Origin of the sequence: Glaciimonas immobilis (assembly GCF_011947285.1) — a bacterium.
Lineage (GTDB): Bacteria > Pseudomonadota > Gammaproteobacteria > Burkholderiales > Burkholderiaceae_D > Glaciimonas > Glaciimonas immobilis.
The window spans coordinates 99,281-119,436 of sequence record NZ_JAAOZT010000006.1 but is presented as its reverse complement, the minus strand read 5'-3'; the positions used below and the strand labels follow the sequence as shown (position 1 = coordinate 119,436).

The following is a 20,156-nucleotide window of genomic DNA, read 5'->3' as shown; positions in this document are numbered from 1 at the left end:
AGGAAGCAATATTTTATTTTAACTTGCGCAGGTGGCTTTAGGCGCTCATGCGTCAACGCGCAACGCGCAACGCGGAATTATCAGCGCATATGTAGCGACCAAAGGTGAGCTGTAAGCGGCGACTTATAGGTGGGCAGCTACCGGTATTCATCTATAAAACAAGACCATAAATACGGTTTGCAAACCGGGACTATATCTCGGTGCCAAAAATCAGGAATAAAAATGAGGCCTATTTTTCAAGCTGATCAACATCAGGCAAAAGACAGGCATGTACTATTTGCAGATCATTATCTTTAGCAAAATCGACCACAAAATGATAGGCCAATGGCTCTATTTCTCGCAAGTCTTCGTTCACTACCACCGACCGTATGCCGTTCAAAACCGTTGGCAAGACATAGGGGGAATATAAAAGATGTGCATTACGTCCGCCCGTTACCTGAGGGCGAAAACATGACATTGCGCCACATAGTCGCTCAGCCCAGTCGCTGGGGCGGAACTGTCTTCCGTCGGACGTTATGCCCTGAATAAAGAATTCCCGGGCGGGCAAACTTGGGGGTTTAATGGTATCTGCCATGCGGCTAGCTCATTTCTTTGACACTTACAATAGACTTTTTCGGAACCTGGTGCACCCTGTCTTGACGGCGCTCGCTACGGTTCAGAGTAAAATCTTATAAACATATTCTCAGCATCCTCGTGAGATGAGAGCAAGGGTTTTATGTAATTGAGGTGTTTACACCAGTTGCGTGCATACCCGCGTCAATTAACCAGAATTTCGGTTGAGGGCCGGTCGATTAACCCAATCTACAATTACGCAATCAATTCTTACATATTATATCTTATAGAAGACCACTCAAAATCCACAGGTTGAATTTTGACCCAAATCCTGTCAACCTAACCAGACTCCAACCGAGAAAAGTAACAACAAAAACATCCATAAAAGCAACGCGCGCCATACTAAGCCAACGGTGCTTTGCAAAGCACGTGGCGTCGGCAAGTCACCTGGCGGGCTGTCAGTTTCAATGCCGGTAGAGTCCACAGTCGCGGCGTCAATCGGTAGGAAAGCGCTCGCACTCTTGTCTGGCGTTCCCAAGAGGATGCCCATCGCCCCGCCACCCGCCGACAAGATGATGCCATCGGTTTCGCTTTTCCAGCGATCCGCAAAATTGCGCCAGGCGAAAATGGCATCCTCAAAATTACCAACGACGGCGAAAGCGGCGGCTGTCAGGCGCGCAGGAATCCAGTCTATCCAATAAAAGGCCTGCGTTGCAAAACGACCGAACTCTTCATTTCGCATGTGGTCGGGCTCGTTCCATGCACGCGCCAGATATTCGGCAACCCGATACATCACCGCACAAGCTGGGCCAAGTGGCATCAAAAACCAGAAGAACACGCCAAATACGTTTCGATGCGTAGTAATCAATGCCTTTTCCACTGCAATGCGAGAAATCTCGCCAACGTCCATATCGCTCGTATCCTGCTTGGTCCACTCAGCCAGTAAGGTGCGGGCCTGGGCATCGTCGCCCGTATTTAGCGCCAGCTGGATTGAAGTAAAGTTATGGCTGTAATGGCGAAAGCCCAGCGTTAAATACACGATTACCACGTTCCAGATGAATGCTGCCCAAGCGCCGATGTGCATGCACACCCAATAAATCAACGCAGTAGGAACCATCAACGCCAGCATTACGCAAAACCAACCCAAGCGGCCATGACGAGCGTGACCGGCGTTAAACCAACCTTCCACCATGAGCGAAAAATGCTTAACCCAGGTATATACCGGATTGTCCGCACGGAGCGGCTTCAATTGCTCGATCAACAACGCAAACAAAATAGAGAGAAAAGTCATCAAACAGCCTTAAAGGTCAGCAAATCAGTCAATAAATTCTGCTGCATACGCATGAATCGGTAGAATTTCGTCGGTAGGCAATAAATTGGTCAATACTTGCTGTGGAAGGTACGAGTTGCCATGCTATCCGTGACACCTTCTCCAGAACATCCAGTTTCACAAATTTGCAAAAACGTTTACTCAAATAAACAATAGTTCCTACGATAACGCAGGCAAGTGGCAGAATCAAATTTGTGCGGCATTAAACGAGGATTTATTTCTCAATGCGGTAAAAAAGGCGCAATTTTGAGGCCGCTCAATGAAAACTTTGCGTTTTAACAGGCTAAAAAACTTTCACAAATTATTTTAATAAGCTTCGCGACGGTGCCACACAGAAAAACGCAAAGCGTACAGGACGCACAATCCCTCTGATGTGGTTCCGCTCTGGTAGGGAAGTCAAATGGACTCCTTTAAAAAATAAGAATCAAAAAAAAACGTACCACCGGGACGGTGTGAATTTCCGCTTAGAGCAGATGGCGGAAGGACAAATATCGATAGCAGCGACAATCCGCCGCCCATGGTGGAGTTTATGCCCGGAGAAAATGAAACAAATTTCTTAACATCGCCGCGGTCGCGCCCCAGATAAAAAATCGCTCATAAGGCATCGCATAAAATGTGCGCCGATAGCCATCGGGCAAATCGAATGTGCGCAACTGGTGATTAAGGCCGTCCATCAAAAAAGCCAACGGGACTTCAAAAATTTCGGCCACTTCGTCGGGATTGGCGCGCAATGAAGCCGGCGGCTGAATCAGCCCGGCAACCGGCGTCACGCGATAACCGGTGCCGGTAAAATATTCGGGCAAGGTCCCGATCACCTCTACATCGCTACGCATTAGTCCAATTTCTTCTTCCGCTTCACGTAATGCGGTCACAATCGGTGACCCATCGGTAGAGTCCGTCCGTCCACCTGGAAAGCTGACCTGCCCTGCATGATCGGTCAGATGCGCGGTGCGCTGTGTGAATAAAAGTGTCGGGCCTTCCGGGTGCATGATGATGGGAATAAGCACAGCTGCCGCGGTTGGAGAAGGTGCGCCGGGGAGCTCACGTGGCTGTTGGCCTACGTTTTCGGGTAGCCAAAGCGGAGGTTGCGCAAACCTTTGACGCAACCAGTCGGCATTCATCCTATCCGGGGCGAGCGCCAACTCACCTGCGACGGCATCCACCGGCATCATTAAAGGATCGAGAGTGAGTTTAACCAAAACAACTCCTATTACACGTCACATTACGTTTTATTGCGGTTGGAGAAGCGCGGATAAAGAGTTACGAAATATCGTTATCGGTGAAGTATCGCATCGATAACAAATATAAATGTAACGCAGCAGATATCTGCCTTTGCCAGGTCTATTGACACCAAAACAGGTAGGAAGCAATCACGGCCAAAATTGTTCAACAATACCAAAAACCGTTATTCAAAAGCAGGAACATTAAAATGCGGAACCCCATACTTCCATGTACCAAACATGTGCACCAACCAAAAATCGACGCTAGACTGCAAAAGGCCAATGCCCCGTCCTAAAATGCGGCATTGTAGCAACAACCTACTTTAGGACGGGACACACATAACAAAGAAGGGCACCTGGTGGCGCCCTTCTTTATATGAACCAACTGCCAGTCTTAACTGTTTACGCTGCTGTTTTAGCGACAGTACGACGTTGTGGCAATTTTTCTTTGATACGCGCCGATTTACCTGAACGTTCACGCAGGTAGTATAGCTTAGCGCGACGTACATCACCGCGACGCTTCACTTCGATCGAAGCGATCAATGGTGAGTACAACTGGAATGTACGCTCAACGCCTTCGCCGGACGAAATCTTACGGACGATGAAGTTGGAGTTCAAACCACGGTTACGACGTGAAATCACAACGCCTTCGTAAGCCTGAGCACGTTTGCGCGTACCTTCGACTACATTGACGCTAACGATAACCGTATCGCCAGGTGCAAATTCAGGAATGACTTTACCCAAACGGGCGATTTCTTCTTGCTCAAGTTGTTGGATCAGATCCATTTTTAGCTCCATATACCATCTTGCTGACGCTATGTGCGGTGCACTGCTCAGTAGAGGATGGGGTTAAACATGCGACCGGTTGGTCGCTCTTCTTAAAACCGCTCACGCCCTGACTGCGCGGACGTGATTTGATGCTAAATGGTGCTCGAAATCCTCATGGTCTCAAGACCACTCCGGTTTCTCCGCGCCATTTACCACCAACTGACGCCCGCTCGTTGCAGCGCGTGAACGGTTTTGCCCTGCTCACGCCCTGACTGCGCGGACGTGATTTGATGCTAAATGGTGCTCGAAATCCTCATGGTCTCAAGACCACTCCGGTTTCTCCGCGCCATTTACCACCAACTGACGCCTGCTCGTTGCAGCGCGTGAACGGGTTTTGCTGCTATTTTTGCTACAATCAACTCCGCCCTGGAATGCAGAACATCGAATGAATTCTTGGTAAGACTACGTTCCGATAGTGCGGATAAATTTCTCGTCACTCCCGTTCAATAATCCTGCCTGACGTGCCTTGGCGATCAAATCCGGTCGCTTAATCACAGTCGCCAGTAGCGCCTGCTGACGTCGCCATTTCTCAATCTCTGCATGGTGGCCGCCCATTAATACCGGCGGCACAGTTAATCCATCATATTCTTCTGGTCTGGTGTAATGCGGACAATCCAGCAGGCCATTAACAAAACTGTCTTCTAAAGCGGAAGCACCGTCATTCAGCACGCCGGGCAGCTGTCTGATCACTGCATCCATCAACGCCATCGCCGGCAATTCACCGCCCGACAAAACGAAATCGCCAAGGCTGATTTCTTCATCCACACAACGATCCAGCAAACGTTGATCGACCGCCTCATACCGCCCGCACAGAAGCACCAGGCCGGGCTCGGTGCTCAGTTGCATGACGCGCTGATGCGTTAGCGGCTGACCTTGCGGCGACAAATACACAACGCGCGGCGAATCAGGGTTTAGTTGTTGCTGGCGTGTTTTAGCAGCATTAATCGCAGCTTCCAAAGGCTTAGCCAACATCACCATACCAGGACCGCCCCCGTAGGGCCGATCATCCACCGTGCGGTGATTGTCGGACGTGAAATCGCGAGGATTCCACAACGCCAATTCGCATTTTTTTTGCTCAAACGCGCGCCGGGTAATACCAGACTGCGTTAACGCAGCAAACATTTCCGGAAACAACGTGACGACATCAAATTGCATAGCGCCCACTGGTTAAATTTCCGATCAGATTTGTTTGCCGCTTTAAAATCATGACTGTCATCAGGACCGCACCATAGATAAAAGTCCGATTAAAATCGGACCAACCACCAACGGTCTAAAATTCAGCAAATTGAAATTCAGATCAATGGACAGACGCCTAATAATCCAGCCCCCAGTCCACGGTGATTTTTTTTATCTTCTGATCAACGGTCTTGACGAATTGGTCAACAAAAGGCACGAGCAATTCAGGTGCAGCCTTATCCTGACCCGCGACAGCCGGCAACGTGATCCTTAAAATCGGATGCGCGCCATTATCCATCAGGTCTGCTACCACACCTAGCTGTTCACCTTGCAGATTTTCAACTGATAGACCGATCAAGTCGATCCAGTAAAATTCCCCATCTTCCAATGCAGGAAAATGGCTACGACGGACATGCACTGCGGTGCCTTTCAGCGCCTCCGCAGCTTCACGCCCAACTATGCCGACCAATCGCGCCACAATGTCACCACTGTGATTTTTGGCCTGCATCATTTCAATATCTTGCAAATCTGCCACGTTTGGCTTACCCAACCACCATTTTTTAGCATTCAGCAACGCGTCCGCGTCTGGCGAATACGGTTTAATCCGCACCCAGCCCTGAAGTCCATAGGCACCGGTTATGTAGCCAACCATGATTAAATCTGCCGGAATCACAACGCTAGTCGTGACGCCCGATTGCGTCGTTTCCGCTGATTTTGCGACCGCTGCGACCGGAGTCACCGTAGTTGCTGTATTAAGCGTAGACAAATCAGTTGCCAACTACAGAATTAAACTGCAGCTTTTTTACCAGCCTGGCTTACCAGACGAGCAACGGTTGGCGACATCTGCGCGCCAACGCCTTCCCAATGGGTCAGGCGATCTTGAGCGATACGGAAGCTTTCCGACGCACCAGATGCTACCGGATTGTAGAAACCCAGACGCTCGATAAAGCGACCATCGCGACGATTGCGCGAATCAGTAACTACGATGTTGTAAAACGGGCGCTTCTTAGCGCCACCACGAGATAAACGAATAACGACCATAATGATTCCAAAAAGTGTTGTCGAACACGGAAAAAGCCGCAAATTATAACGCAAGTTAGCCCAACCCCGCAACCTTGCTCTCTCCAATACTGTCGCAGTCCAGCATCAAGCATGTCAAAATCGCTGTCGCTGCGGCTTAAATAGCCTTTTTGCATGCAGAAGTGTTGCGTGAATCGCAGCGTGCGATCAAGTTGCCCGCGTGCACCTTCACACGATTTTGGCGCGATGATGAACTGCTTTGATTTCAAGCCAACAAATCGGCCTCATTACGTTACACTACGCGTCATCCTGCAGAACGGAAACGATCTGCTAACGCGCTCTGGTTCTGGTGCGTTACGTCCGCTTTCCCTCCTGACGACGCTATTCATTGATTCATGCCCCCAACAAGCTCTGCCAATATGACTACCACACACAGAAATAAAACTATCGCCACGCTTATCACCGCAATATTCGGCAGTATCGGTTTGCACCGATTTTATCTGCATGGGGCTAAAGACGTGTGGGGCTGGTTACATTTTATTTCTTTGCCGCTTTCTTTATTGGCTCTGGCGATATGGCCGACCCAACAAAAACTGTTTTTATTTGCGCCGCTGTTAATTTCCGCACTTATTGCGATTCTGGAAGCGCTAATAACCGGCCTTATGCCCGACGAAAAATGGGACCTACGCCTCAATGGAGGCTCCGGAAAAAAATCGGAATCGACTTGGATATTGGCGGTAATCATTGTTTTGACCGTTGGCGTAGGGGCAATTGGTCTGATAGGCACCATTGCTCGCACCTTTGACTTACTTTTCACAGGCGGTTCTTACGGTTGATTGCCTGATTGATATTCAGCTGCCTCGAAACGTTTTGTTAAGAGAGTTCATAAAAGAATCGATTTTTGATTGAATGGTAGTAAATAACAAAAACAAAAAGCAGGAAAAGTAGCTTAACGCGCTTTCCCTGCTTTTTTCACCCCCATTTTTATCGATAGGAGACTGGACTAATCAGAATTGCTCTTCAGTTAATGCCATCACACCGGTGCTACCGCTCACCACGGATGTACTAAGTCCCGCGGACTGCACCAGAATGTGCTCGGCAAAAAAACGTGCTGTGCCGATTTTAGCGCGGTAAAAACTATTGTCCCCGTCGCCTGATTTCAGCTTTTCTGCGGCAATCAAAGCGGACCTGCCTAATTGCCAGCCGCCGAGTACAATCCCGGTCAATTTCAGATACGGCACACCGCCGGCAAATACGCCTTTGATATCACTCTTCACATTTGCCACAACATAGTCGATCACTTGCTCCAATGCATCTGCGCCGATTGCCAACTGATTACCGATAGCAATCAAACTGGCGTCGTCGCTGGCTGCCAGCTGGGCTTGCGTACTCCTGACCTGAGCCACAATATTTTTGGCGACAGCACCGCCATCGCGCGCGGTTTTACGGCCGATCAGATCGTTTGCCTGAATTGCCGTTGTCCCCTCGTAAATCGTCAAAATACGGGCATCCCGGTAAAACTGCGCAGCGCCGGTTTCTTCGATAAAGCCCATGCCGCCATGAATCTGGACACCGGTGGAGGCCACGTCAATCGACATCTCGGTCGACCATCCCTTCACGACCGGTACCAGATATTCGTAAAACGCCTGATTGGCTTTGCGCACTGTCTCGTCGGCGTGGTGATGCGCTACATCGGAGGCTGCTGCGGTAACGTATGCCAACACCCGTGCTGCCTCGATTTGGGAGCGCATGGACATCAACATCCGACGCACATCTGGATGATGGATGATCGCTACCGGCCCGGTCGAACCACTCAGATCCCGTGATTGCAGACGGTCTTTGGCAAAACTTGCCGCCTTTTGGTAAGCGAGTTCCGCCACGCCAATACCCTGAAGACCGACGCCGAAGCGGGCTGCGTTCATCATGATGAACATGTACTCAAGACCGCGATTTTCCGACCCTACCAGAGTACCGATGGCGCCGCCTTCGTCACCGAACTGCAACACCGCGGTTGGACTGGCTTTTATACCTAGTTTATGTTCGATTGACACGCAATGGACATCATTGCGCGCGCCGAGAGAGCCGTCAGCGTTGACCAGAAATTTAGGAACAATGAATAGCGATATTCCCTTCACGCCTTCTGGCGCATCGGGGGTACGTGCCAGCACCAGATGGACGATGTTTTCGGCCATATCATGCTCACCGTAGGTAATAAAAATCTTTGTGCCAGAAACCTTGAATGTACCATCGCCTTGCGGCACTGCCCGGGTGCGCACCAGCGCCAGATCGGAACCGGCTTGCGGCTCGGTCAGGTTCATGGTGCCAGTCCATTTGCCCGATATCAGATTCTCCAGATAGATACGTTTCTGGTCTTCGGTACCGGCAGTTAGCAAAGCTTCAATCGCGCCATCACTGAGCAGTGGGCATAACGCAAAGGACAGATTAGCCGCATTCAACATTTCGATACAAGGCGTGGCCACCAGCTTGGGCAAACCCTGACCGCCGTATTCCTCCGGGTGCTGGATACCTTGCCAGCCCGCGTCCGCAAATGCCTTAAACGCCTCTTTAAATCCTTTACTGGTAATGACATCGCCATCGCGCCAAAAGCTCGGCTCCTGATCTCCTGAACGATTCAGCGGCGCTATCACTTCGCCGCAAAATCGAGCGTTTTCCAGCAACACTGCTTCGACGGTTTCGAGGGTTGCGTCGGCACATCCCGGCAACTGGCTTATCTGCTCAAGTCCGGCGACCGAGTTCAGTGCGAACAACATATCTTTTAGCGGGGCAACGTAACTCATGACTACTCCAAAAAAAGGGCAGTACCACTTCCGTAATACTGCCCTGACGTTTTTTCAAACGTTCTAATCCATTGATCCAACTGCTATGCCCTGGGGCGGGCACATAGCAGTTAGTCCTGACTTTTATATTTTGCTGTTGCGGCCATTATGGCGTTATTAGCCGCGCTTTCAACCTAACTCTGTCACCAATTGCGGGACGATATCAAACAAATCACCGACAAGGCCGTAATCCGCGACCGAGAAGATCGGCGCTTCTTCATCCTTGTTGATCGCCACGATGGTTTTAGAGTCTTTCATCCCGGCCAAATGCTGGATCGCGCCAGAAATACCGACAGCGATGTACAGTTGCGGTGCAACGATCTTGCCGGTTTGACCCACTTGCCAGTCATTGGGTACAAAACCCGCATCCACAGCCGCGCGGGAAGCCCCCATCGCCGCACCGAGTTTGTCGGCCAATGGCTCCAATATCTTGAAGTTGTCGGCAGAACCCATGCCACGTCCGCCTGACACGATGACTTTGGCCGCCGTCAGTTCCGGACGATCCGACTTGGCCAACTCGCGTGAGACAAAACTGGATTTGGCAAAATCTGCTGCTGCAGTGAGGTTTTCCACCGTAGCAGAACCACCGTCAGCCGCCGCATCGAAACCGGTAGTCCGTACGGTAATGACTTTGATTGCATCGATAGATTGTACGGTGGCAATCGCGTTACCGGCATAGATCGGACGCTCGAACGTGTCCGGGCTATCGACCTTGACGATTTCTGAAATCTGACCGACATCCAGACGGGCGGCAACGCGCGGCAAAATATTCTTACCGTAGGCAGTTGCCGGTGCCAGGATGTGGCTGTAAGCAGATGCCAATGCAAGGACTTGTTCCGCGATGTTTTCTGCCAGGCCATCGGCAAAATAATCCATATCGGCGACCAGCACCTTGGTCACGCCAGCGGCTTTGGCAGCAGCCTGGGCTGCAGCGCCGCAATTTTTACCGGCAACCAGTACGTGGACATCGCCGCCGCATTGGGTGGCCGCAGTGATGGTATTGAGGGTGCTACCTTTTAAGGAAGCGTTATCGTGTTCGGCAATGACGAGAGCAGTCATGGTATCTCCTGATGATGGGGTATTGCGGTCGCCGTCAACTTAATCTGGCGCGGCCCGCTGTATCTGTGTATCTGTTCGGTGGTAACGGCAGTCGCGAATTAAATGACTTTGGCTTCGTTGCGCAGCTTGGCGACCAATGTGGCGACGTCCGGCACCTTGATCCCGGCGCTACGCTTGGCTGGCTCGACGACTTTCAAAGTCTTCAGGCGCGGCGTAACGTCAACATCCAGATCAGCGGGCTTGAACATGTCCAGCGTTTTCTTTTTGGCTTTCATGATGTTCGGCAACGTCACATAACGCGGCTCATTGAGGCGCAAGTCGGTGGTGATGATCGCCGGCAACGTCAATGCCAGCGTTTCCAAACCGCCGTCCACTTCACGCGTCACCAGCACTTTGCCCTCTTCCAGCACGACTTTGGAGGCAAACGTCGCTTGCGGCCAGCCTAATAATGCCGCCAGCATCTGACCGGTCTGGTTACAATCGTCATCGATGGCCTGCTTGCCTAAAATAATCAGTTGCGGCTGCTCTTTATCGGCAATCGCTTTCAATAATTTGGCGACGGCGAGTGGCTGCAAATCAGCATCCGACTCCACCAGAATGGCGCGGTCGGCACCGATCGCCATCGCGGTACGCAAGGTTTCCTGGCACTGGCTAACGCCACATGAAATCGCGATCACCTCGGTGACTTTGCCGCTTTCTTTCAGACGCATCGCTTCTTCTACTGCAATTTCATCAAACGGATTCATCGACATCTTGACGTTAGCAATATCCACACCTGAGCCATCGGATTTGACACGTACTTTGACGTTGTAGTCGACTACACGCTTGACGGGAACTAGTACTTTCATCGGTCTGCCTTTAAATAAAAAATGATATTCGAGTTGACGTTAACGTTAATTGATTACGAGATTATAAGAGAGAAAAGGGTTCGCAACCAAAATTTAGCACGAACGTACTATTAATTTATAGAGTTATTTAACTATTTATAAACTTTTGAAGGAATTCGCAGGAAAGAAGGCTGGGCACCGGGCTCAGAGGCAACTTTAATATTGCATAATATTACCGAAGATTATCTCAGTAGGAAAAGAAGATGCTCGTGGGGAATGAAATAATTGCTATATTTGCAATTTTATTATTATCACAATAAACGGCGATCGCATTTGTAACGCTTGCGCCAGTTTCATATTGCATCACGACAATTGCTAAAATTATTTACGCTTCATGAAAAAAACGTATTCTCTGTTTTCTTCTGTTTGCGATAGCAAATCGTTACCGGTTTGCTTAGCAAACGCCTGAAAATCACGTACAGATCCTGAGTCAGTCGCTAACACCCGTAAAACTTGACCGCTTGTCATGTCAGCCAGCGCCTTTTTTGTTTTCAAAATAGGTAGCGGGCAGTGCAGACCTCGGGCATCAAGTTCTCTATTAAATTCCATAATCATTTTGTGTCATCATTTTTAACGTTGCCGGTTTCTGCCGATTTTACTCCAAAGAGATGAAATATGATGCATCGCAACAAAAATCTACCGGTTTTACAACAGCCTAACTATTTAGGTACATTCCTTTAAAGGGAGTTCATGCTGGGCATCTTACCCAAGCCCAATTATGCGCGTAATTTTTGTAATCGGTGGGATGACAATCAATAATAGTCAAAGCGTGACCATTCTGCTCGGCCAATGGATTTTAGGAAAATTCCAATTAAACAACAATGTACATGCGCCTGATCACCCTCGACTTACTCAACCAAAATCGGCCGCTCTACGAACTCAACTTCCAAACCTTGCTGGCGCATCCAGTCAGCAACTGCATAACCGGTCCCGGCGCGCCACGGCTTGACTTTGGCAGGTGGCAACAAACGGTATTCAAGTAATTCCGCGGACAACTGAATTGTTCCCGATGCCTTTACGTGATAAGCAATGATTAGCTCATTTTTACGCATAAATTCATAAACCCCGATCAACGTGATCTGGTCTGCATCAAGATTGGTTTCTTCTTTTAACTCGCGTGCAATACCCTGTTCTGGCGTTTCGTCACGCTCCATAAACCCGGTGATCAGCGCGAACATATTATCTTGCCATGCAGCATTTCGGGCCAACAAAATATGACCATCAAATTCAACCACTGCAGCCAGAACCGGCAGAGGATTATCCCAGTGTGTCCAATGACCCTCGGGACACGTTAGCCGAATTTTTCCTCCGTCGCCGTCAACGCTGCGCAGCGTCAAAGAGACGCCGCAGATCGGGCAAAACTTAAAGTCGCTCATCAGGGAATAGTCCGCGAATTCAATCGCTTTAACAATCGTTGAGTATCGTTGTGTCGTTGTGTCGTTGAGTCGTTGAGTATCGTTTAATCGCCTTCAGGATCGTCCGGAAGAAATTAAACAGCTCGCATCACGCTGGCTGGCACGATATCCAATTACCTTTTTTTGGAACCGTCGCGACAATAGTGAAGAGAAGGTACGTGTCCCCCAGCAACCGTAAAGGTCTTAAGACCAATGAGGATGGTGAGCGCCGCATACTGAATCTTCTCCGCAGTATGCGCGCTGCGCGGTACGGGCCAAAAGTAGTTAGCGACTAATCGCGGGCCGCAACCCACGCTGCAACGCCCTGTAAGGCCGCGGCTAATCCACTTGGATCCGTACCGCCTGCTTGCGCCATATCCGGTCGTCCACCACCTTTACCGCCCACTTGCTGAGCGACAAAATTAACCAGATCACCAGCTTTGACTCTACTAATAGCATCGGCAGTCACGCCTGCGATTAAACTTACTTTGCCGTCCTTAACTGTCGCCAGTACGATCGCCGCCGTTTTCAGTTTATCTTTGAGCTTGTCCATGGTTTCACGTAATGTCGCGCTGTCAGCGCCCTCCAGCATCGCTGCAAGAACGTGGATGCCATTGACATTGACTGCGTGATTTGCCAGCTCGTCACCTTGATTGGCGGCTATTTTGGACTTGAGCGCCGCCATTTCTTTCTCTAGCGACTTGACGTAATCCTGTACCTGCCCAATCCGTTGTGTCAGTTCTTCCGGCGGCGCTTTCAGTGCCGTCGCCGCTTCGGTGACGCGATTGCTCAGGTTTTGTACCAGTGCAAGCGCGCCAAGTCCGGTGACCGCTTCAATCCGGCGGATGCCTGCTGCCACGCCGCCTTCGGCAACAATCTTGAACAAGCCGATATCGCCGGTTCGGTTGACGTGTATACCGCCACACAATTCGGTTGAAGTACCTATCGCCAGGACGCGTACTTCGTCGCCGTATTTTTCACCGAACAAAGCCATCGCTCCACTCGCAACTGCATCGTCAAACGACATCAATTGCGCTTTGGTAGCGATGTTTTCAAGCACTTCGCGATTAACGATATCTTCAATCAGACGAATTTGATCGGCGCTGACAGGCGCATTATGGCTGAAGTCAAAACGGGTTTTATCCGCATCGACCAGAGAACCTCTTTGTGCCACGTGCGTACCTAATACTTCGCGCAATGCCTTGTGCATTAAATGCGTCGCGGAGTGATTACGTATGGTGCGTGCCCGGCGCGCTGTATCGACTTTAGCGCCCAGGTGATCGCCGATTTTTAATGTGCCCTTTTCCAGGCGACCGTGGTGACCAAATACCTCGGCCTGAATTTTTAGCGTATCCGTCACGCTAAATAAACTGCTGGCCGATTCAAGCACACCCGCATCGCCCACCTGACCGCCAGACTCTGCATAAAACGGTGTCGTGTTAAGGACAACTATCGCGTCTTGCCCGGCTTCAACGGCTTGTACGGCGCTGCCATCCACATACAATGCAAGCACTTTGGCGTCATGTACCAGCGCTTCATAACCGACAAAAGTCGTTTTATCGCCACTATATTCAACGCCAGCTGCCATCTTGAACTTGCCACCTGCGCGGCTGGTTTCTTGCTGGCGTTTCATTGCCACCTCAAAACCTGTTTCGTCGAGTTCGACTTCGCGTTCACGACAAATATCCGCAGTTAAATCGAGCGGAAAGCCGAAAGTGTCGTACAGCGTAAACGCGGTATCGCCATCCAGTTTTTTTGGATTTTTGGTCAGCGCGGCTTCCAGAATCTTCATCCCGTTTTCTAGCGTCTCGCCAAAGCGTTCTTCTTCCTGCTGCAACGTTTGCTCTACCCGTTTGGCGGCTTCGGGCAGTTCTGGGTAGGCAGCGCCCATCTCCAATACCAGGTCTTTCACCAGCTTGTAGAAGAACGGCTTGGTTTGCTCAAGTTTGTGACCGTGCCGCAAAGCGCGGCGAATAATCCGGCGCAAGACGTAGCCACGGCCTTCATTGCCGGGAATCACGCCATCAACGATCAGAAACGCGCAGGCGCGGATATGGTCGGCAATAACTTTTAACGAATTGTTGGTCAAATCGGTGACGTTGGTCTCGCGGGCTGCCGCCTTTATCAGATTTTGGAACAAATCAATGTCATAGTTGCTATGTACATGCTGCAAAATGGCGGCCAGGCGTTCCAAACCCATGCCTGTATCGACACACTGGCGTGGCAATGGCGTCAAGGTTACTTCGCCGGTTTTGGCGTCGACCTGACGGTCAAACTGCATGAAGACGTTATTCCAGATTTCGATATAACGGTCACCGTCTTGATCCGGGCTACCCGGAGGACCGCCCCAAATCTCAGGTCCGTGATCGTAAAATATTTCAGAACAGGGGCCGCAAGGACCGGTATCCGCCATCTGCCAGAAATTGTCTGAGGCAAACGGTGCACCTTTGTTGTCGCCGATACGCACGACGCGTTCTGGTGGCAAGCCAATTTCGTTGACCCAAATATCATAAGCTTCGTCATCGGTTTCGTAGACGGTGGCCCAAAGCTTTTCAGCTGGCAGGCCATAGACCTTGGTCAGCAACTCATAAGCCCACTTTAACGAATCGCGCTTGAAATAGTCACCGAAAGACCAATTTCCCAGCATTTCAAAAAAAGTGTGATGGCGAGCGGTATAGCCCACATTTTCCAGATCGTTGTGCTTGCCCCCGGCGCGCAAACAGCGCTGCACGGAGGTCGCACGGACGTAATTACGTTTCTCGGTACCGAGAAAAACGTCCTTGAACTGGACCATGCCTGAATTGGTGAACAGCAGTGTCGGATCATTGCCCGGCACCAGGCTGGACGAGCGCACAACTGTATGGTCTTTGGATTCAAAGAATGTGAGAAACTTATCGCGGATATCGGCTGAGTTCATGTTCTTGGGCGAAAAAAAGACGTGCAAGGGAAGTGTTAATTTGCAAAGCCCTGATTATACGTGATCCGAGCCACCCATTTCATCCGGCTGCTTATCATGCGCTTCATGCGCTTCATGCGCTTAATGGAAAAAGCCCGTCAGAATTGCTTTTGACGGGCTTTTGATAACTAAAGCGTGTTTAAGACTGTTTTTTAAAGCCAAAACACCGCATGCCTACTGCAGATTAATGACCTTTATCTACCGGCGTTCCTGTAGAAGACATTTTTTTAGCGTGGTGCTTTTTCGCAGGCTTAGCGGCAGCCTTAGCAGGCGCGGCCATTGTTGCTGCAGGCGCGGCCGTTGTTGCTGCAGGCGCTGGCATAGCTGGAGCATTTTGTGCCATCACAGGCAGAGCAAAAGCAGCGACGATTACAACAGCTAACAATTTATTGATTTTCATTTCACGTTCCATTTCATCATCGTTGAGTAAAATTAATGCGACCAGACTTCAGCACTTGAGTTGCTATATTACACTCATAAGTGTGTCTTGCAATCAATTAACGCGATAATGTTCTTTACGGTTGACAGAATATTCGTTAAATTTCTCGTCGCCAGTTCTGCCGCGGTTTTTGCTGCAGTTTTCTGGCATAGCCTGCTCCCACCGCCCTACACCAAATCCGCTGCAATCAAGTCAATCCGATCAGTACAAAACCCGTCCACACCCCACGCCAGTATCTCTCCGGCCCGCTTTAAAGAATTCACGGTATAGCAAAACAGACCATAACCCGATTCTTTAATGGTCGTCGCTTGCACCGGAGACAAAAATTTGTGGTTCGTATGTACCGAAACCGCCTCCACTTCCTGACATCGTTGTAACCAGTTATCCGCTATCGTTGACATTAAGCAGGCGCGCGGAATGGCCCCCGCCGCGACTTGTGCGGCGCGCAATGCCTCCATCGAAAACGATGAGAGTAAAGGTAAATTAGCCGCCGTCAGGGCACTGGGTGCCGCAATATGCGCAGCAACCTCTGCAACAAAACACGCCTGCGTCATCTGCGCTACCACATGGCCGGTCTCGACTTCATAGCCTTCAACCGGTTTGATTTCAACGTTCATCCAGACCCCGTGTTGCCGACAAAACGCAATGGCTTGTGCGAAGGTGCACACCCGCACGCCGCTGAACGCCGAGCCAAACCAACTACCGGCATCCATCGCCGATAGCTGCGCGGCGGTGAACGCCTCCACCTTACCCATGCCGCGTACAGTGCGTCCAAACACCGGATCGTGCATCAATATCGGTACGCCATCGGAGGACAGCATTACATCAAACTCCACCGCACGAAATCCGTATGACAGTCCGCAGCGTATGCCTGCCAGCGTATTTTCTGGCGCCATGGTGCCACCACCGCGATGCGCTACAATTTTAGGATAGGGCCACATGACTTTTTCTCTCGTTTAGACTAGCAATCAAGTGCCCTTTTTCAGCACACTTATTTAGCAATCATCATTAGTGGCACCATTTCACGTTGTATCCCATTCAACTTACTACCAAGCTCACCGCATGGTAATTTTTTCATCGAAGAACGTCACGACCTGCTGCTCCAGCGTTAGCAAATACTGTTCTCTGTCAAACCCCGGCGGATTTTCGCCCGGATTGCCTGCATCGGACATTAGTTGCGCCACAGGCGGCGCCATGAACGCAAAATGCCCCGCGTTTGGTACTTCTTCAAACGCTGCCTGCGGTAAACGCGCACGGAGCCAGTCGCCATGGTACTTTGGCGGCGAAACGATATCCTTCTCGGCTGTGATAATACGCAAGGGCACTTTTATGCGCTTCAGCGAGTCCCCCGCAAACGCTACGCCGGGCGGCGCCATCGCAAATACCGCACGGATACGCTTGTCCTGCACATCGAAGTTTATGGCGGCAGATCCGGCTTCCGATGCTTTATTTACTGCGAGGTCAGGGTCATTACTGCCTGCCAGGCCGTGTGGATCGCCGACCAACTGGCAAAACAACTGGTCGTCGGCAGTGGCGGCACAGTGCCTTAGCATTTGTTGCGGGTCGCCCATTCCTCCTGCTAGCGCTATGACACTGAAACCGCCAACGGAATGTCCTAAAGCGCCGACTTGCAGACCTGCAACAACGTCGCGCCAAAACGGATCAATCAACAAAGCGTCCAGCAAACGCGACAATTGTCTTGGGCGTTCGGCAAAATAATCGTCCGCAAGCACAAGCGACCGATCCTCCCAATTATCGCCGGGATGTTGTGGCGCAGCCACCAGATAGCCGCTCTGTGCCAATCGCACTGCCAGATTATGGTGGGCCAACTGACCTCCTCCTGAACCATGGGAGACTAAAACAATACCTTTTAATGGCAACTCCGGCACCCCGTTAAACGCCATAACCGGCGCATATGGCCCCAACCGCATTGTTTTGGTCGGCGATTTGCTGGGATAAAACAAGGCAACCGGCATGGAGGGATGGTCTGCGTTACGCACCGTCATAGTGCGCATGCCAGCATTCTGGCCCACGTTCGGACTAGTTGGTGTCACTTGTGTTGGCATTCCTGCATCCTGAGTTAGAGACGGTTAATTGTCTGCGATTTACAGCGTTTGTGTGCGCATTATTCATTCATAACCTCCTACGCCTATAAAATACATCAGGGTGAATTCGACAAAGCGTCCGACAAATCATCACGCTACGGTAGAATGATTTCATCTATATTTATTTCGCAAAGTGCTTGCGTAAAACATCATTCATGAGCAACGACAACAAAAGCAATCTCCCTAACGTTAATTACGCCCACACCGCTAACAATGGGACAGTAGCGGCACCGTCTAATTTCCTGCGCACCATTATCGAAGCCGATATGACCGGCGGCGTCTATGCTAACCGTCAGGACAGTCACGGACAGCCTTTGCCATTGGTGGTAACACGTTTTCCGCCTGAGCCTAACGGCTATCTGCATATCGGGCATGCCAAGGCGATTTGCGTCAACTTTGGACTGGCACGTGATTACGCTGGTCGTTGCCATTTGCGGTTTGATGACACTAATCCCGAAAAAGAAGAACAGGAATACGTCGACACGATTATTGATAGCGTCAAGTGGCTGGGTTTTAACTGGAATGACACCACCGGCGAGCATCTGTATTTCGCCAGTGATTACTTCGACCAGCTTTATTTGATGGCCGAGTATCTGATTACTGCCGGTCTGGCTTATGTCGACAGTCAGAGCGCCGACGATATGGCGACCAATCGCGGCAACTTTGGCGAAGTCGGCAAGGATTCGCCATTCCGTACGCGCTCGCCAGAAGAGTCACTAGCGTTGTTCCGGCGCATGAAGGCGGGCGAGTTCAAGGACGGCACGCACATTGTTCGCGCTAAAATCGACATGGCGTCGCCTAACATGAACTTGCGCGATCCGGCTATTTACCGTATCCGCCACGCCCATCATCATCGTACCGGCGACGCCTGGTGCATCTATCCGATGTACGATTACACCCATCCGATCTCCGATGCGCTGGAAAATATTACCCATTCGATTTGTACCCTGGAGTTTCAGGATCACCGGCCTTTTTATGACTGGATACTGGAAAAACTGAGCGATGGTGGATTTTTGCAAAAACCGGTGCCGCATCAATATGAATTTTCCCGCCTCAACGTTACTTATGTCGTCACCAGCAAGCGTAAGCTACGCCAATTGGTGGATGAGCAGATTGTGGACGGTTGGGACGATCCGCGCATGCCAACGCTAGTCGGCATCCGTCGCCGTGGTTACACGCCGGAATCGCTGCAATTATTCTGCGACCGCACCGGCGTGACCAAGTCTGACGGCTGGATTGACATGAGTTCGCTTGAAGGTGCGTTGCGCGAAGATCTGGATCCCAAAGCCCCGCGCGCCACCGCCGTCTTGCGTCCCCTAAAACTGATCATCGATAATTTCCCAGAAGACCTGAGCGTCGCATGTCATGCGCCAGTTTTCCCACCGGCGCACCCCGAGCACGCCACCGCCATGCGCCACTTCCCTATTACTAGAAACGTCTGGATAGAACGGGAAGATTTCATGGAAACTCCGGTCAAAGGTTATTTCCGACTGACGCCGCCCACGGAAGATAAGGCCGGTAGCAGGGTGCGGTTGCGCCACGGTTACGTCGTTGAATGTACCGGTTTCGACAAAGATGCTGACGGCAACGTCAGCGCCGTCCATTGCAATTATTTCGAGGATAGCAAAAGCGGCACTGAAGGCAGCGCCAACTACAAGGTAAAAGGCAATATTCACTGGATCAGCGTAGCGCATGCGCTGGAGGCGGAAGTGCGTTTGTACGACCGCTTGTTCAGCGACCCGCATCCCGACGCTGGCGGCAAAGACTTTAAACTTGCGCTAAATCCTCACTCCAAAGAAGTGGTAACCGCCTATCTGGAGCCGGGCATGTCCGCAGCATTACCGGACGAGCGTTATCAATTTGAGCGTCACGGTTATTTTGTCGCGGACAGGATAGATAGCATTGCAGGAAAGCCCGTGTTTAACCGGACAGTCACACTCAAAGACAGTTGGGGAAAATAGCAGGTTAATTGGCCGCTACAACGCTTAGCGTCCAAGCTCCGATTACTTTACCTTCCATAAGGCAAAGTAATCGTGATTTATTGATTGCCTCGTAACACTCACCAAAAATTCATCCGCTTCTGGACGTATCGGCGCTTCTTAGCTCATAGCTGAGTTATTCACTATCGATTGCGCGTTCTTTGGGCGTATATCCAAGGCATTAAACGTCAGTCCTTGCCTGCGTAAAGCGCAATAAGTCAATGAGCCGATTTCGACAGCGATGGCAGAATCTGCGCTCAACCACATCATCAACGCCCGAACGTACAAGGTGCAAGCGCCAACAAATGCGGTGGACTTCCCGCGCGGCGCATCTGCCTGCAAATAACGTGTGCACTGATCAATGACGATCCTCC

Annotated in this window: 18 protein-coding genes and 2 other RNA genes; 4 read left to right on the top strand and 16 right to left on the bottom strand. The window is 50.7% G+C overall.

Features of this window, described 5'->3' with window-relative positions; genetic code table 11:
• Nucleotides 1–229: 229 nt before the first annotated feature.
• The 4 genes from HAV38_RS09815 to rplS form a co-directional block, all read right to left on the bottom strand.
• On the bottom strand, nt 230–574 hold the full coding sequence (locus HAV38_RS09815; RefSeq protein ID WP_168054898.1) for a DUF3579 domain-containing protein: 345 nt from the start codon (nt 572–574) through the stop codon (nt 230–232).
• Between the two features lie 312 nt (nt 575–886).
• Nucleotides 887–1,843 carry a CobD/CbiB family protein gene (locus HAV38_RS09810; protein WP_168054896.1) on the bottom strand — a complete coding sequence of 319 codons (957 nt, stop codon included), beginning with the start codon at nt 1,841–1,843 and terminating at the stop codon, nt 887–889.
• Between the two features lie 566 nt (nt 1,844–2,409).
• Nucleotides 2,410–3,081: a CoA pyrophosphatase gene (locus HAV38_RS09805; RefSeq protein ID WP_375791661.1), complete on the bottom strand. Its 672-nt coding sequence runs from the start codon at nt 3,079–3,081 to the stop codon at nt 2,410–2,412.
• Nucleotides 3,082–3,504: 423 nt separating this feature from the next.
• On the bottom strand, nt 3,505–3,888 hold the full coding sequence (gene rplS / locus HAV38_RS09800) for a 50S ribosomal protein L19 (protein ID WP_108439945.1): 384 nt from the start codon (nt 3,886–3,888) through the stop codon (nt 3,505–3,507).
• 156 nt (nt 3,889–4,044) lie between these two features.
• Here rplS and HAV38_RS09795 point away from each other — a divergent pair.
• Nucleotides 4,045–4,119, top strand: a non-coding RNA gene (locus tag HAV38_RS09795) — sX9 sRNA.
• Nucleotides 4,120–4,185: 66 nt separating this feature from the next.
• A non-coding RNA gene (locus HAV38_RS09790) (sX9 sRNA) lies at nt 4,186–4,260 on the top strand.
• A gap of 72 nt (nt 4,261–4,332) precedes the next feature.
• Here HAV38_RS09790 and trmD read toward each other — a convergent pair.
• The 3 genes from trmD to rpsP form a co-directional block, all read right to left on the bottom strand.
• Nucleotides 4,333–5,085: a tRNA (guanosine(37)-N1)-methyltransferase TrmD gene (gene trmD / locus HAV38_RS09785; protein WP_168055531.1), complete on the bottom strand. Its 753-nt coding sequence runs from the start codon at nt 5,083–5,085 to the stop codon at nt 4,333–4,335.
• Nucleotides 5,086–5,242: 157 nt separating this feature from the next.
• Nucleotides 5,243–5,758 carry a ribosome maturation factor RimM gene (rimM, locus tag HAV38_RS09780; RefSeq protein WP_168055530.1) on the bottom strand — a complete coding sequence of 172 codons (516 nt, stop codon included), beginning with the start codon at nt 5,756–5,758 and terminating at the stop codon, nt 5,243–5,245.
• A 134-nt stretch (nt 5,759–5,892) separates the two neighbouring features.
• Complete coding sequence (rpsP, locus tag HAV38_RS09775; RefSeq protein ID WP_108439946.1) at nt 5,893–6,147, bottom strand: 30S ribosomal protein S16; 255 nt, start codon at nt 6,145–6,147, stop codon at nt 5,893–5,895.
• A gap of 398 nt (nt 6,148–6,545) precedes the next feature.
• Here rpsP and HAV38_RS09770 point away from each other — a divergent pair, with 398 nt between their 5' ends.
• Nucleotides 6,546–6,962 carry an NINE protein gene (locus HAV38_RS09770; RefSeq protein WP_168054894.1) on the top strand — a complete coding sequence of 139 codons (417 nt, stop codon included), beginning with the start codon at nt 6,546–6,548 and terminating at the stop codon, nt 6,960–6,962.
• Between the two features lie 171 nt (nt 6,963–7,133).
• On the opposite strand, the gene HAV38_RS09765 is transcribed toward HAV38_RS09770, so the two are convergent.
• The 9 genes from HAV38_RS09765 to HAV38_RS09725 form a co-directional block, all read right to left on the bottom strand.
• Nucleotides 7,134–8,924 carry an acyl-CoA dehydrogenase gene (locus HAV38_RS09765; protein WP_168054892.1) on the bottom strand — a complete coding sequence of 597 codons (1,791 nt, stop codon included), beginning with the start codon at nt 8,922–8,924 and terminating at the stop codon, nt 7,134–7,136.
• A 168-nt stretch (nt 8,925–9,092) separates the two neighbouring features.
• Nucleotides 9,093–10,022 carry an electron transfer flavoprotein subunit alpha/FixB family protein gene (locus HAV38_RS09760; RefSeq protein ID WP_168054890.1) on the bottom strand — a complete coding sequence of 310 codons (930 nt, stop codon included), beginning with the start codon at nt 10,020–10,022 and terminating at the stop codon, nt 9,093–9,095.
• Between the two features lie 98 nt (nt 10,023–10,120).
• Entirely contained in the window at nt 10,121–10,870 is a 750-nt protein-coding gene (locus HAV38_RS09755; protein WP_168054888.1) for an electron transfer flavoprotein subunit beta/FixA family protein, read from the bottom strand.
• A gap of 360 nt (nt 10,871–11,230) precedes the next feature.
• On the bottom strand, nt 11,231–11,464 hold the full coding sequence (locus tag HAV38_RS09750; RefSeq protein WP_168054886.1) for a sulfurtransferase TusA family protein: 234 nt from the start codon (nt 11,462–11,464) through the stop codon (nt 11,231–11,233).
• 293 nt (nt 11,465–11,757) lie between these two features.
• Nucleotides 11,758–12,285, bottom strand: a complete 528-nt coding sequence (locus HAV38_RS09745) for an NUDIX domain-containing protein (RefSeq protein ID WP_168054884.1) — start codon at nt 12,283–12,285, stop codon at nt 11,758–11,760.
• A 310-nt stretch (nt 12,286–12,595) separates the two neighbouring features.
• Nucleotides 12,596–15,220: an alanine--tRNA ligase gene (alaS, locus tag HAV38_RS09740; RefSeq protein ID WP_168054882.1), complete on the bottom strand. Its 2,625-nt coding sequence runs from the start codon at nt 15,218–15,220 to the stop codon at nt 12,596–12,598.
• Nucleotides 15,221–15,443: 223 nt separating this feature from the next.
• Complete coding sequence (locus HAV38_RS09735) at nt 15,444–15,659, bottom strand: hypothetical protein (RefSeq protein ID WP_168054880.1); 216 nt, start codon at nt 15,657–15,659, stop codon at nt 15,444–15,446.
• 206 nt (nt 15,660–15,865) lie between these two features.
• Nucleotides 15,866–16,639, bottom strand: a complete 774-nt coding sequence (gene ugpQ, locus HAV38_RS09730) for a glycerophosphodiester phosphodiesterase (protein ID WP_168054878.1) — start codon at nt 16,637–16,639, stop codon at nt 15,866–15,868.
• Between the two features lie 114 nt (nt 16,640–16,753).
• Entirely contained in the window at nt 16,754–17,764 is a 1,011-nt protein-coding gene (locus HAV38_RS09725) for an alpha/beta hydrolase family protein (protein WP_168054876.1), read from the bottom strand.
• A 194-nt stretch (nt 17,765–17,958) separates the two neighbouring features.
• Between HAV38_RS09725 and HAV38_RS09720 the strand changes: the two genes are divergently transcribed.
• Complete coding sequence (locus tag HAV38_RS09720) at nt 17,959–19,764, top strand: glutamine--tRNA ligase/YqeY domain fusion protein (RefSeq protein ID WP_168054874.1); 1,806 nt, start codon at nt 17,959–17,961, stop codon at nt 19,762–19,764.
• Nucleotides 19,765–20,156 lie beyond the last annotated feature (392 nt).

Bases quoted from the DNA above. Each gene is read 5' to 3' on its own strand.
- ugpQ (WP_168054878.1), bottom strand. From the start codon at position 16,639: ATGTGGCCCTATCCTAAAATTGTAGCGCATCGCGGTGGTGGCACCATG.
- HAV38_RS09735 (WP_168054880.1), bottom strand. From the start codon at position 15,659: ATGAAAATCAATAAATTGTTAGCTGTTGTAATCGTCGCTGCTTTTGCT.
- HAV38_RS09810 (WP_168054896.1), bottom strand. From the start codon at position 1,843: ATGACTTTTCTCTCTATTTTGTTTGCGTTGTTGATCGAGCAATTGAAG.
- HAV38_RS09750 (WP_168054886.1), bottom strand. From the start codon at position 11,464: ATGATTATGGAATTTAATAGAGAACTTGATGCCCGAGGTCTGCACTGC.
- rpsP (WP_108439946.1), bottom strand. From the start codon at position 6,147: ATGGTCGTTATTCGTTTATCTCGTGGTGGCGCTAAGAAGCGCCCGTTT.
- trmD (WP_168055531.1), bottom strand. From the start codon at position 5,085: ATGCAATTTGATGTCGTCACGTTGTTTCCGGAAATGTTTGCTGCGTTA.
- HAV38_RS09765 (WP_168054892.1), bottom strand. From the start codon at position 8,924: ATGAGTTACGTTGCCCCGCTAAAAGATATGTTGTTCGCACTGAACTCG.
- HAV38_RS09815 (WP_168054898.1), bottom strand. From the start codon at position 574: ATGGCAGATACCATTAAACCCCCAAGTTTGCCCGCCCGGGAATTCTTT.
- HAV38_RS09725 (WP_168054876.1), bottom strand. From the start codon at position 17,764: ATGCCAACACAAGTGACACCAACTAGTCCGAACGTGGGCCAGAATGCT.
- HAV38_RS09720 (WP_168054874.1), top strand. From the start codon at position 17,959: ATGAGCAACGACAACAAAAGCAATCTCCCTAACGTTAATTACGCCCAC.
- HAV38_RS09770 (WP_168054894.1), top strand. From the start codon at position 6,546: ATGACTACCACACACAGAAATAAAACTATCGCCACGCTTATCACCGCA.
- alaS (WP_168054882.1), bottom strand. From the start codon at position 15,220: ATGAACTCAGCCGATATCCGCGATAAGTTTCTCACATTCTTTGAATCC.
- rimM (WP_168055530.1), bottom strand. From the start codon at position 5,758: ATGGTTGGCTACATAACCGGTGCCTATGGACTTCAGGGCTGGGTGCGG.
- HAV38_RS09745 (WP_168054884.1), bottom strand. From the start codon at position 12,285: ATGAGCGACTTTAAGTTTTGCCCGATCTGCGGCGTCTCTTTGACGCTG.
- rplS (WP_108439945.1), bottom strand. From the start codon at position 3,888: ATGGATCTGATCCAACAACTTGAGCAAGAAGAAATCGCCCGTTTGGGT.
- HAV38_RS09755 (WP_168054888.1), bottom strand. From the start codon at position 10,870: ATGAAAGTACTAGTTCCCGTCAAGCGTGTAGTCGACTACAACGTCAAA.
- HAV38_RS09760 (WP_168054890.1), bottom strand. From the start codon at position 10,022: ATGACTGCTCTCGTCATTGCCGAACACGATAACGCTTCCTTAAAAGGT.